15 protein-coding genes and 1 tRNA gene are annotated in these 12,157 nt (G+C 68.7%); 13 read left to right on the plus strand and 3 right to left on the minus strand.

Annotated features, from left to right (window positions below; translation table 11 throughout):
* Positions 1–53 precede the first annotated feature (53 nt).
* Together RH90_RS16900 and RH90_RS16905 are read left to right on the plus strand one after the other, a co-directional pair.
* Positions 54–815 carry a class II aldolase/adducin family protein gene (locus RH90_RS16900; RefSeq protein ID WP_010187337.1) on the plus strand — a complete coding sequence of 254 codons (762 nt, stop codon included), beginning with the start codon at positions 54–56 and terminating at the stop codon, positions 813–815.
* Positions 816–917: 102 nt separating this feature from the next.
* Positions 918–1,100 carry a hypothetical protein gene (locus RH90_RS16905; protein WP_010187339.1) on the plus strand — a complete coding sequence of 61 codons (183 nt, stop codon included), beginning with the start codon at positions 918–920 and terminating at the stop codon, positions 1,098–1,100.
* Between the two features lie 34 nt (positions 1,101–1,134).
* Here the strand turns inward: RH90_RS16905 and RH90_RS16910 are convergent, their stop codons facing one another.
* Complete coding sequence (locus RH90_RS16910) at positions 1,135–1,932, minus strand: DODA-type extradiol aromatic ring-opening family dioxygenase (RefSeq protein ID WP_029625397.1); 798 nt, start codon at positions 1,930–1,932, stop codon at positions 1,135–1,137.
* A gap of 186 nt (positions 1,933–2,118) precedes the next feature.
* Here RH90_RS16910 and RH90_RS16915 point away from each other — a divergent pair, with 186 nt between their 5' ends.
* From RH90_RS16915 to RH90_RS16965, 11 genes are all read left to right on the plus strand, one after another.
* Positions 2,119–2,658, plus strand: coding sequence for a (2Fe-2S)-binding protein (locus RH90_RS16915; protein WP_010187342.1), 540 nt, complete (start codon positions 2,119–2,121; stop codon positions 2,656–2,658).
* Positions 2,659–2,769: 111 nt separating this feature from the next.
* Positions 2,770–3,783 carry an RcnB family protein gene (locus tag RH90_RS16920; protein WP_010187344.1) on the plus strand — a complete coding sequence of 338 codons (1,014 nt, stop codon included), beginning with the start codon at positions 2,770–2,772 and terminating at the stop codon, positions 3,781–3,783.
* Between the two features lie 85 nt (positions 3,784–3,868).
* Positions 3,869–4,549 (plus strand): prolyl hydroxylase family protein, encoded by a 681-nt coding sequence (locus RH90_RS16925; protein ID WP_010187347.1) that lies wholly within the window; start codon positions 3,869–3,871, stop codon positions 4,547–4,549.
* 51 nt (positions 4,550–4,600) lie between these two features.
* Positions 4,601–6,364 carry a single-stranded-DNA-specific exonuclease RecJ gene (gene recJ, locus RH90_RS16930; RefSeq protein WP_010187348.1) on the plus strand — a complete coding sequence of 588 codons (1,764 nt, stop codon included), beginning with the start codon at positions 4,601–4,603 and terminating at the stop codon, positions 6,362–6,364.
* 80 nt (positions 6,365–6,444) lie between these two features.
* Positions 6,445–6,519 (plus strand) — tRNA-Glu (locus tag RH90_RS16935).
* Positions 6,520–6,856: 337 nt separating this feature from the next.
* Positions 6,857–7,108 (plus strand): GCG_CRPN prefix-to-repeats domain-containing protein, encoded by a 252-nt coding sequence (locus tag RH90_RS16940; RefSeq protein ID WP_010187350.1) that lies wholly within the window; start codon positions 6,857–6,859, stop codon positions 7,106–7,108.
* Positions 7,109–7,189: 81 nt separating this feature from the next.
* Entirely contained in the window at positions 7,190–7,630 is a 441-nt protein-coding gene (locus RH90_RS16945; RefSeq protein ID WP_010187352.1) for an EF-hand domain-containing protein, read from the plus strand.
* A 38-nt stretch (positions 7,631–7,668) separates the two neighbouring features.
* Positions 7,669–8,223 (plus strand): RNA polymerase sigma factor, encoded by a 555-nt coding sequence (locus tag RH90_RS16950; RefSeq protein WP_010187353.1) that lies wholly within the window; start codon positions 7,669–7,671, stop codon positions 8,221–8,223.
* Positions 8,220–8,615 (plus strand): hypothetical protein, encoded by a 396-nt coding sequence (locus RH90_RS16955; protein ID WP_010187354.1) that lies wholly within the window; start codon positions 8,220–8,222, stop codon positions 8,613–8,615. Before RH90_RS16950 ends, RH90_RS16955 begins: the two co-directional genes overlap by 4 nt.
* Positions 8,616–8,618: 3 nt before the next feature.
* Complete coding sequence (locus tag RH90_RS16960) at positions 8,619–9,065, plus strand: periplasmic heavy metal sensor (RefSeq protein WP_010187355.1); 447 nt, start codon at positions 8,619–8,621, stop codon at positions 9,063–9,065.
* A gap of 269 nt (positions 9,066–9,334) precedes the next feature.
* Entirely contained in the window at positions 9,335–10,570 is a 1,236-nt protein-coding gene (locus tag RH90_RS16965; RefSeq protein ID WP_010187356.1) for an NAD(P)/FAD-dependent oxidoreductase, read from the plus strand.
* Positions 10,571–10,579: 9 nt separating this feature from the next.
* On the opposite strand, the gene RH90_RS16970 is transcribed toward RH90_RS16965, so the two are convergent.
* Positions 10,580–11,482, minus strand: coding sequence for an alpha/beta hydrolase (locus tag RH90_RS16970; RefSeq protein ID WP_010187358.1), 903 nt, complete (start codon positions 11,480–11,482; stop codon positions 10,580–10,582).
* Positions 11,479–12,045, minus strand: coding sequence for a gluconokinase (locus tag RH90_RS16975; RefSeq protein WP_010187361.1), 567 nt, complete (start codon positions 12,043–12,045; stop codon positions 11,479–11,481). The genes RH90_RS16970 and RH90_RS16975 overlap by 4 nt, the downstream gene beginning before the upstream one ends.
* Between the last annotated feature and the right edge of the window lie 112 nt (positions 12,046–12,157).

The following is a 12,157-nucleotide window of genomic DNA, read 5'->3' on the forward strand; positions in this document are numbered from 1 at the left end:
GAATGTCATGCGATATAGGTTGCATAACAAAATACAGATCAGGAGAGTCCGTCATGGCTACCGCCGCTGTCGTTAGACCGCAGATGACCGAAGCCGAATGGGAAGCGCGCCAGGAACTCGCCGCCTGCTACCGCGTGTTCGCGATGCTCGGCTGGTCGGAGATGATCTACAACCATATCACGCTGAAAATTCCGAACGAGGACGGCGCCTTCCTGATCAACCCGTTCGGGCTGCATTTCAGCGAAGTGACCGCCTCGAGCCTCGTCAAGATCGACATCGATGGCAACAAGCTCGACGACAGCCCCTATCCGGTCAACCGCGCCGGCTTCGTCCAGCATGCGCTGTTCCACCGCCATCTGCCCGACGCGCATTGCATCATGCACACGCATACCACCGCCGGGATGGCGGTGAGCTCGCTCGAGGGCGGGCTGCGCGCCACCAATTTCTACGCCTGCAATTTCGCCGGGCAGATCGCCTATCACGATTTCGAGGGCGTGACGGTGCGCGACGAGGAAGGCGCGCGGCTGCTCGAGCATCTTGGGAGCAAACGCGTGATGCTGCTCAAGAACCACGGCATATTGGTGATGGGTCGGACCTTGCCCGAGGCGTTCATCAAGCATTGGTCGCTCCAGCGCGCGTGCGAGATCCAGATCGCGACCATGTCGATGGGCACCGCGATCGAGGTGACTCCCGATGTGGTCGCGGTGCATCAGCGCGATCTGCATATGGCGCAGGTTCCGGGCGGCCCAGGTGCGGCCGACTTCGCGGCGATGGTGCGTCTGGTCGACAAGATCGACACGGGCTGGCGTGCTTGAGATTTGAATATAACCAAACGAATCAATAATCTAATTTAGAGTTCTTGCCTCTCACGGATGCGCGCTTAACCTTCGTTAGGCTCGTATGTGTGGAGACGAAGAATGCTCAAGATCCTGCTCGCCGCTGCAACGCTTTCGCTCGCCTCGGCGCCCGCGCTCGCCGCACCCTGCAAGGATGCCAAGGGCCGCTTCATGAAGTGCCCCCCCGCCAAGCCGGTCGCGACCAAGTGCCGCCTGAACGGCAAGTTCGCCAAATGCGGCACCCCCGGCGCCAAGCCCGCCTGATCGCTGCGGGGCGGCGACGCGCCGCCCCGCACGTTCACCCGAAGCGATAGCCCGAAACCACCCAGCCGAACACGACATCGCGATAGTCGCAGGTCGCCGCATCCTCGCCGCCGGCACCGAGCGCGACCATCAGCGGAAGCAGATGCTCGGCCTCGGGATGCGCGAAGCGGGCGTTCGGCAGTGTGTCCCATGCGGCGACGCGTGCGGCGCGCGCCACCGGATCGGGATCGGTCACCGCCGCGGTCAGCGCGGCATCCCATGCCTCGGCGACCGGCGTGACCCGTGGACCGCGGGCGCGCAGGTTGTGGAAGCTCATCCCCGACCCGACGAGCAGCACGCCTTCGTCGCGCAGCGGTGCGAGCGCGCGCCCGATCGCGATATGCCCCGCTGGGTCGAGATCGGCGCGCAGCGACAGCTGGAGGAGCGGGATGTCGGCGTCGGGCACCGCGACCATCATCGGAATGAACACGCCGTGGTCCCAGCCGCGCGCCTCGCCATGATGCGCGATCCCCGCGTCGGCGAGCAGCCCGCTCACGCGCTGCGCAAGCGCCGGATCGCCGCGCGACGGCCAGTCGAGCCGATAGGTATGCGGCGGGAAGCCGAAATAGTCGAAATCGAGCGGATGCCCGTCGCCGGTGTTGATCGCCAATTCGGGCGTCTCCCAATGCCCCGAGACGAGCAGGATCGCGCGCGGCCGTTCGGGCAGCGAGGCGACCAGCCCGGCGAGATAGGCCTGCATCGGCCGCCACATCGGATCGGGCGGGCCGCCCGCCGGATCCATGAAGAAGCACGGCCCGCCACCATGCGGGATGAAGAGCGTTGGGAGTTTCATGGAAAGGATATCGCGCGCGCGCGCGACATCGACAATCGTCTGCCCGGAAACGGCGCGTTTCGCGATCGTCACGGCGCTTGCCGGGCGAGTCGGCGGCAGGCATGATCCCGGCATGACCCGGCCGAACGCCCCCCGCCCTGCCCCCCGCGCTGCCCTCGCCCTGCGCCGCCGTCCAGAGGCGGCGGCATGACGCGCTTCACCGTCAACAACCAGCCGGTCCAGTACAAGCTCGATCCAAACACGCCGTTGCTCTGGGCGCTGCGTGACGCCTCGAACCTGACCGGCACCAAATATGGCTGCGGCACCGGCGACTGCGGCGCCTGCACCGTCGATGTGGACGGCGAGGCGGTGCGATCGTGCCAGCGCACGATCGGCGCGATCGAGGGCAGCTATGTCACCACGATCGAAGGCCTGTCGCGCGACCGCTCGCATCCGGTGCAGATCGCGTTCCTCGACAGGAACGTGACGCAGTGCGGCTTCTGCATTCCCGGCATCGTCATGGCCGCGGCGACGCTGCTCAAGAGGAACCACAATCCGAGCGAGGACCAGATCCGCGCCGGCATCACCAATCTGTGCCGCTGCGGCATCTATCCGCGCCTGGTCGAGGCGATCCTGCTCGCGGCGAGCGTCCAGCGCGGTGACGAGACGATCGCCGCGCCCCCGCTCCCTGCGATCACCCCCGCCGACGCCGCGCGCGAAGTCCCCGCGCTGACTCCGCCAAGATAAGCCAAAGCTTTCGCAACGCTGTCATCCGAATTCAGCCGCGGCTCATCGCACGGCTGCCATAAGCGATGTAACGACCGGGCATGCTGTCCGGACGAAGATGAGGAAGTATCGATGCGCAAGTCTTTGCTCGCCGCGATCATGGCGGCTTCTGCGTTGATTCCCGCCGCCGCAATGGCGCAGGACGATGGCGCCCGGCCGCATCGCGGCGAGGGTCGAGGCCGCGACGGCCAGCAACAGGCGCGGCCGCAAGGCCAACCCCAGGGTCAGCCGCAGGGCCAACGCCAGCCGGTTCCCGGCGCCGAAGGCCGTACCAACTGGCAGCGCCCCCAAGGCCAGCCGCAACCGCAGCCACAGGCTCAGCCCCCGGTCCAGCCGCAGCAGGCGCGCCCCGATCGACAGGGCGGCGGCGGGCGCGACTTCGGCGGGCGTGGCGACTATCGCGGCCAGCCGCAGGGTGCTCCGCCCCAGGCACAAGGCGGCCAGCCTGGCGTTCCCGGCGGCCAGCCTGGCGGTCGGCCGGGCTTCGACCGCGGTCAGCGCGACGGCCGCCCCGATTTCAACGGCGGGCAACGCGACGGTCGGCAGGACTTCAACCGCGGTCCGCGCGATGGTCGTCCCGGCTTCGAAGGTGGCGCGCGCGACGGTCGCCCGGCCTTCGACGGGCAGCAGCGCGGCGGTGATTTCCGCGGCAACGATCGCGGCGATCCCCGCAACGGACGCGGCGGCGATGTCCGCGGAAATGACGGGCGCTTCGGCGATCGCGGCAACGGGGGAGGCTATGCCGGCGGCTATGGCCGGGGCGACAATCGCGGCGACTGGAACCGCGATTGGCGGCGCGACAACCGCTATAATTACAACAGCTACCGCACGCAGAACCGCAATGCCTATCATCTCCCGCGCTATTATGCGCCGTCGGGCTGGTCGGGCGGATATCGCCGCTTCTCGGTCGGCTTTTCGCTGAGCTCGGTGTTGTTCGACCAGAATTACTGGATCGACGACGCCGATTACTACCGCCTGCCGCCGGCCTACGGTCCGTATCGCTGGGTGCGCTATTACAATGACGCGCTGCTGGTCGATATCCGCACCGGCTATGTCGTCGATACGGTGTACGACATCTTCTGGTAAGCGCCGGACGGCGACTTTGGGGGGCCGCGAGCGCAACGCTTGCGGCCCCCTTGTTTTTTCGGAGGCCAGCGGCAAAGTCGCGCTCATGGCTCTCTTCGCAAAGAAACCCAATGGCGCCTCGCCGCTACGCCGCCACATCGGCGAAACCGTCGCGGCGCGGCTCGACGCCAATCCCGCGGTGAAGCGCTTCGCGGTCGATGGCGCGCAAATCTATCACCATCCCGATTTTCTCGACGCCGCGACGTGCGACACACTCGTCGCGATGATCGACGCCAACAAGCGCCGCTCGACCGTGCTCGCCGAGGAGAACGTCCAGGAGTTCCGCACCAGCGAGAGCTGCGACATGGATCGCTGGTCGCCCGACGTGCGCCCGACCGACGAGGCGATCGCGCATCTGCTCGGGATCGACCCGGTCTATGGCGAGACGATGCAGGGCCAGCGCTATGCCGTCGGCCAGCATTTCCGCGCGCATTTCGATTATTTCAACGAGAAGCAGGCCTATTGGCCGCAGATGATCGAGACCGGCGGGCAACGCACCTGGACCGCGATGATCTATCTCAACCATGTCGCGGAAGGCGGCGCGACCTGGTTCCCGCAGATCGGCATTCGCGTCGCACCCAAGAAGGGGCTGCTGCTCGCCTGGAACAACATGAACGCCGACGGCAGCCGCAACACCGAGACGCTCCACGAGGGCATGCCCGTGGTCAGCGGCACCAAATATATCGTGACCAAATGGTTTCGCGAGGGAAAGTGGATCAAGGCTTGAGCTGACTGCCCAGATTTGCGCTTGCTCGCCAAGCGCGTAGGAGGGCGGGCAATGAACACCGTCCTCAACATCAGCCATTCGATCCTCGGCCAGCCCTGGCGCTGGCGCATGCTCGAGACCGACGCGCGCGACCCCGGCTTCGCGCCCGACGATCTCGTCACGCAATTGCTGCTCGCGCGCGGCTGCCCGCGCGATGCGCTCGACGCGCACAAGGCGCCGAGCATCCGCGGCTTCATGCCCGACCCGTCGATCTTCCGCGACATGGACCGCGCCGCTGACCGCCTCGCCGATGCGGTGCAGGCGGGCGAGCAACTCGCGATCTTCGGCGATTACGATGTCGACGGGGCGACATCGGCGGCGCTGATGATCCTGCTGCTGCGCGATCTCGGTCTCGAGGCGCGGCCCTATATCCCCGACCGGATGCTCGAGGGCTATGGCCCGACGGGCGCAGCGCTGATGCGGCTCAAGGACGAAGGCGCGACGTTGATCGTCACCGTCGATTGCGGGGCGCAGGCGTTCGACGCGCTTGCGACGGCGCGCGATGCCGGGGTCGACGTGCTGGTGGTCGATCACCACAAATGCGCCGCCGCGCTCCCGCATGCGCATGCGCTGGTCAACCCCAACCGGCTCGACGAGACCGAAGGCGCCGAACACGGCCATCTCGCCGCGGTCGGCGTCGCCTTCCTGCTCGGCGCGGCGCTGATCCGCACGCTGCGCAGCCGCGGCTACTTCGCCGACCGGGCCGAGCCCAAATTGCTCGACCTGCTCGATCTCGTCGCGCTCGGCACCGTCGCCGACGTGGCGGCACTGCGCGGACTCAACCGCGCGTTCGTCGCGCAAGGGCTCAAGGTGATGGCGCAGCGTCGCAACATCGGGCTCAACGCGCTGATCACCGCGTCGCGCCTGACGCGCGCGCCGACCAGCACCGATCTCGGCTTCGCGCTCGGGCCACGGATCAACGCCGGCGGTCGCGTCGGCAAGTCCGATCTCGGCGTACGCCTGCTCACGACGCAAGACCCGGCCGAGGCCGAGCGGATCGCGATCGAACTCGATCGGCTCAACGAAGAACGTCGCGCGATCGAGGGCATCGTCCAGGAAGCCGCCGAGCTGATCGCGCCCAACCAGAGCAACCGCGCGGTGCTCGTCGTCGCGGGGCATGGCTGGCACCCCGGCGTGATCGGCATCGTCGCAGGCCGTTTGAAGGAGAAATACGGCCGCCCTGCCCTCGTCATCGCGCTCGACGATACGGGGCTCGGCAAGGGCTCGGGCCGCTCGATCACGGGCGTCGATCTCGGCGCCGCAGTGCTCGCGGCGAAGGAGCAAGGCCTGCTCGTCGCGGGTGGCGGTCACGCGATGGCGGCCGGGCTGACGATCGCCGAGGACCAGGTCGATCGCTTCGCCGCCTTCCTGAGCGAGCGACTCGAGGCGGCGGTGGCACGCGCGATGGGCGACCGCGCGCTGCTGCTCGACGCGGTGCTGACAGCGGGCGGCGTCACGCCCGATCTCGTCGCGGCGATGGAACTGGGCGGCCCCTACGGCATGGGCTGGCCGCAGCCGCGCGTCGTTGCCGGGCCGGTGCGGATCATCAAGGCCGATGTGGTCGGCAACGGCCATGTCCGCGCGATCGTCGCGGGCGATGGCGGGGGTTCGCTCAAGGCCGTCGCCTTCCGCCAGGCCGACACCGCGCTCGGTCAGGCGCTGCTCGGCGCCGCCCCGCACCGCCGCCTGTGGCTCGCCGGCCGCGCCAAGATCGACGACTGGGGATCGCGTCCGGCGGCCGAACTCCATATCGACGACGCGGCCTGGGCCGACTGACTCGCATTTCCTGCAACACATGGCTTGACCAGCGCAGCGAGTTTCCCTAACCGCCTCCAACCAACCGGCCACGCCGGCATGGCCCCTTCGTCTAGCGGTTAGGACGCGGCCCTTTCACGGCTGAAGCACGGGTTCGATTCCCGTAGGGGTCACCAGCATTGCGCCAACCCGCGGCGTTCGGCGGACACAGTACACCATCACCGCTGCATCGAACTGTGCTCGGCAACGGCGAAACGGCTGACGCGATCGACGAGGCCGTTTCGACAATCTTCCCCGTTCGCGACCGTATGTGCCTGAGCACGGGAAAGCCTGCGCAGATCGGACGATAGCTCACGCTCGCCCGCAACGTTCACGCGATTGCGCCATGCTCCTCGGCTTAGCGCGCGTAGCCCGCAAATTCTTTCAGCATCACGCGACGGAAATCGGCGCGCGCGCCGTTGAAGCAGGACTGGCGGCACACAGGCCGTCGGCCATTCATGCTTGGAGCACATCATGAGAAAGATCCTGCTAGCAGCCCTCGCCGCCAGCGCCGCCCTGATTTCGGTCGCCCCCGCCGACGCGCGTCAAGGGTGCGGCCCGGGCGGACATCGCGGGCCCGCGGGCTATTGCCGACCCGACCGTGGCGGCGTGTTCGTCGCGCCCGGCGTGCGCGTCGGTGTCTTCTATCCTGGCCGCGGCTATTGGGACGGGCGACGCTATTGGGGACATCGCGACCGCTGGCATGGCGGCTGGCGCTACCGCTGATCCCGCGATCGGGGCGTCGTTTCGGCGCCCCGATCGTCCAGGCCAAACCGATCCACATCCTCAGGCCATGAAGGTGACACGATGAAGCGACATTTCGGTCCGATGCTGCGCAGCGCAGCGCTTTTCCTCGCATTCGTTCCGATCGGGGCGTGCGCTAGGCCTGCCGCGCAAGGCGATACGACGGGGGGCACGGATGGCGCGCGATCAACCGGCGTGTCGCTTCAGCGCTTTGTGGCGGGGCACGAAAAGAAGCTGCTCGCCGGCGATACCAATGCCGACGGGAAGGTCAGCAAGGCCGAGTTCCTCGCCGCCGCAAAGCCCGGCAAGGCCGATCCGGCACGCCGCTTTGCAAAGCTCGACACCAATGGCGACGGATCGCTCGACCGTTCCGAGATCGATGCGATGCTCACGCGTCGCTTCAAACGCCTCGACACGAACGGCGACGGGGTCGTCAGCGCCGAGGAGCGCGCCGCGGGGCATGCCGGAAAGGGCAAGGTCGCGCGCGCCGACGCACAGCCATGATGCGGGATGACCTGGGATGGGCCTAGGATCGCGAGCCGTTGAGCGCAGACGATCCGGATTCGGCCCTGGTCGCGCGGGTCGCGCGCGGCGACCCCGCCGCGACGCGCCTGCTCGTCTCGGCCAAACTGCCCCGCATTCTCGCGCTTGCGGCGCGGATGCTGCGCGACACCGCCGAAGCGGAGGACGTCGCGCAGGAGACATTCGTCCGGGTGTGGCGCACCGCCGCGGCGTGGCAACCCGGTCGTGCCCGCTTCGACACGTGGCTGCATACGGTCGTGCTCAATCTCTGTCGCGATCGCTTGCGCCGACGACGCGAGGTCAACGGCGATACTATGCCGGAGGTGGCCGATCCGACCCCCGATGCCGAGGCCGCGCTGATCGAAAGCGAACGCGGATATGCGGTGGCGGAAGCGATCGCAGCCCTTCCCGAACGCCAGCGCGAGGCGATTCTGCTGGTGCACTATCAGGAGCTTTCGGGCGACGAGGCCGCAGCAGCCCTCGGGGTCAGCGTCGAGGCGGTCGAATCGCTGCTCGCGCGCGGTCGGCGGACGCTGCGCGCGCGGCTTGCAAGCCCGCAGGCGGGTGAACCATGAACGGACCATTGCCCCTAGAGCGATTTCGCGAGCTTGCCGACGCCTATGGCGGCGTCATCGCGCGGTGGCCCGAAGCGTATCGCGACGCCGCGATGCGGACGGCGCGTTCGCCCGCGGCGCAGACTCTGCTCGCGCAAGCCGTCTTGCTCGACGTAGCGCTCGACACCTGGCGCGCGCCGCCGCCCCCGGCCGACCTGCGGAGCCGGATCCTGGCGAGCGCACCGTCGCGCGCGCGTCGGTTTGCCCGCGCGCGGCTGTGGTGGTCGGGCATCGGCATTGCGGCCGCGTTGAGCGGCGCGGTCGCCGGATCGGCGGCGGTCGCGATGATCACACCCGCCGATGCGTCGGATAGCGGGACGTCGTTCGGTGACGTCGTAGCACAGGATAGCTGATCGATGAGCAAGCTTCGCATCGCCCTCGCGGTTTCGATCGTTCTCAACCTGTTCCTCGCCGGGGCGCTTGCCTCGGGCTATCTCACCCTGCGGTCGGGGACGCGCATGATCAATGCGGGGTCGCTGCGGATCGCGGGCGCCGAATTGCCGGCGGGAGTCAGACGGCCGTTTCGCGCGGCCTTGCGCGAAACCCGTCGATCGATGCGCCCGACGATCGATGCGGCCCGCGCCGCAAAGGCACAAGCGGCGCTGCTCCTGCGTCAGCCCGCCTTCGACCAAGCCGCGACCCTCGCCGCGCTCGACCGCGCGCGCGCGGCGGACCTTGCGGTACGCGCGGCGCTCGAACGCCGCGCCGTGGCCTATGCCGCCAGCCTTTCCCCCGCCGAGCGCGCCACATTGGCGGACGCGATGAAGCGGCGGTCGGTCCGGGTGCCGCCAGCGCCCGAATGAGACCCCAGCAACGCCGCTTGATCGCGCCGTTCGCAGCGATCGATTGATATTCTCAGCGGGACGCGGGGTTCGCTCGGCCCGCATCATTTCCCTGAACGTCGGGCATGGCGGGAGGGCCGCGTCCACTTTACAAAACGAAAGCGGATCCATACCCCCGCGTCCCGGAAGACGCTGGCGCTTGGCGGCGCGCGCGTCCACGCCGGCTCGGCACGGCCGCCCCTTTCGCGCGCTCCGCCAGACCGACGCCACCCGGGGGGAGACGAGCCGACGTGACCACGCGCTATGACATATTGATCGTCGGTGCCGGACACGCCGGCGCGCAAGCCGCGATCGTGCTACGCCAGATGCAGTTCGAGGGAACGGTCGCGCTGCTTGGTGCGGAAGACGATCTGCCGTACGAGCGCCCGCCGCTGTCCAAGGACTATATGGCGGGCGACAAGCCGTTCGAGCGCCTTCTGATCCGCCCCGAAAGTTTCTGGCACGAGCGCAAGGTCGCGCTGTTGCTCGGGCGCCGCGTCACGCATGTCGAACCCGACCGGCATCAGGTGCGCACCGCCGATGGCGACGCGATCGGGTACGGGACGCTGATCTGGGCGACCGGGGGTGCCCCGCGCCCGCTCACCTGCCAAGGCGCCGAGGCCGATGGCGTGCACGCGATCCGCACGCGCGTGGACGTCGATGCGGTGATGGCGCGACTGCCGCAGGTCGAGCGCGTCGTCATCATCGGCGGCGGCTATATCGGGCTCGAGGCGGCGGCGGTGCTGACCAAGCTCGGCAAGCAGGTGACGTTGCTCGAGGCGCTCGACCGGGTGCTCGCGCGCGTCGCGGGTGAGGACCTGTCGCGCTTCTACGAGGCCGAGCATCGCGCGCACGGTGTCGACCTTCGCACCCGGGCGATGGTCGCCGGAATCGAAACGGACGCCGAGGGCCGTGCGCGCGCGGTGCGGCTCGCCGACGGAACGCGCATCGCGTGCGACCTGGTGATCGTCGGGATCGGCATCATCCCTGCGGTCGGGCCGTTGCTCGCGGCCGGGGCCGCGGGCGCGAACGGCGTCGACATCGACGCGCACTGCCGCACCACCCTGCCCGATATCTATGCGATCGGCGATTGCGCGGCGCACGGCAATCGCTTTGCGGCGGGCGGCCAGGTGCGGCTCGAATCGGTCCAGAACGCGAACGATCAGGCCAAGGTCGCGGTGCAGGACATTCTGGGCGTGCCCCAACCGTATGACGCCGTGCCGTGGTTCTGGTCGAACCAATATGATCTGAAGCTGCAGACGGTCGGCTTGTCGTCGGGGCATGACGCGACGGTGCTGCGCGGCGATCCGGCGACGCGGTCGTTCTCGGTGATCTACCTGCGCGACGGCGCGGTGATCGCGCTCGATTGCGTCAATGCGGTCAAGGACTATGTCCAGGGCCGTGCCTTGGTGACCGCCGGTGCTCGCGTCGCACCGGCGTCGCTCGCGGACGCATCGGTACCATTGAAAGCGATCGCGATCGCCTGACTGTAGCCGCTATTGCGTCCAGCTGTCGGGCACCGGGCGCGGGCCGCCGGGGGTCAGCCAGCCGCTGTCGGACAGCCAGTCGTCGAGCCGATCGGGCCAGTGTGCCAGCGAGACGCGCTCGGAATGCATCGCCACGTTGAAGGCATGCCCGGTGTCGGCGAACAGATGCATCTCAGCCGAAACTCCCGCGGCGCGGAGTTGCTGGTACAACGTCAGGGCCGGGGTGGCGCAGCAGGCATCGAGCGTGCCCGCGACGAGAAAGGCCGGCGGCGCGCCCTTCACTGCCGTCGCCGGGATGCCGAGCGGCCCCGGATAGACCAGCACCTGGAAATCGGGCCGCGCGCTCAGCTGATCGACCGCGTCCCCGCCCGGCGACGGCGCAGGCGCGGGATTGTCGGCGACCATCGACACGAGCTCGCCGCCGGCCGAAAATCCCATGATGCCGATCCGGTGCGGATCGACGCCATAGGCGGCGGCATGCGCCCGCACCCAGCGCACCGCGCGGCGCACGTCGGCGGCGGCATCGCGTTCGATGCCGTAAGGCGAGCCGGGCTCGCGCGCGAGGCGGTATTTCAGCACGAACGCGGCCACGCCGAAGCGGTTGAGCACGTGCCCCGCATTGATCCCCTCATTCTGCCACACCAGCATCCGATGCCCGCCGCCGGGAATGACGATGATCCCGACGCCGTTGGCGTGCGCCGGCGCGGCGCGCAGCACCGTCAGCGACGGCGCGTGGACGTTGTGGATATAGCTGTTCTCGACGATTTCGGGCTCCCGCGCGCGCGCCTGCGAGCCCGGCGCGCCGTCCGGCCAGAGCGCGATCTGCGGGGGCGGCATCGTGACGGGCAAGGTCTGCGCGCAAAGCGGTGTCGCCAGCGTGAGCAGCCCCGCGAGCATCAGTGCGATCTTCATGCGACCTCCAACCAACCGAGTGTCTCGCGGCACAGCACGGCGGGCGGCCGCGTCGCGTCGAGCGTAAGCGCCGCCTCGTCCGCCCCGGGCGGCTCGAGCGTCTCGAGCTGGCTCGTCAGCAAGCTCGCCGGCATATAATGGTGCGGGCGCGTCTCGAGCCGGTGCAGCAGCTCGTCGCGTCCGGTATCGAGCAATACGAAGCGCGTCGGCGCGTCGATCGCCGCGCTGAGCCGCTCGCGATAGACGCGCCGCAGCGCCGAGCACGCGACGACGCAGACGCTCTCGCTTCGCACCGCGGCGCCGACAGCAGCGCCGAGCCGGTCGAGCCATGGCCAGCGGTCGGCGTCGGTCAAGGCGTGGCCAGCACGCATCCGCGCGATCGCTTCCGCATCGTGAAACGCGTCGCCTTCGACGAAACGACAGCCGAGCACGGCTGCGAGCGCGGTGCCGAAGGTCGATTTGCCGCTGCCGCTAACGCCCATGACGACCATGGCGAGCGGCCCGGCGACGGCATGCGCGACGGGTCGCGGATCGGGTTCGTCCGAAGACGCTTCGACTGGCACGGCAAAAGAGTCCTGCGCAAGACCACCACAGCGGCGGCCACAGCGACCCTGCGGCGCTCCGCCACCGGGGCGCAAGTACGACCATGGTCGCGGATTACCCGGGCGACGAGCG

It is taken from the genome of Sphingomonas sp. PAMC 26605 (genome assembly GCF_000241485.1).
GTDB lineage: Bacteria > Pseudomonadota > Alphaproteobacteria > Sphingomonadales > Sphingomonadaceae > Sphingomonas.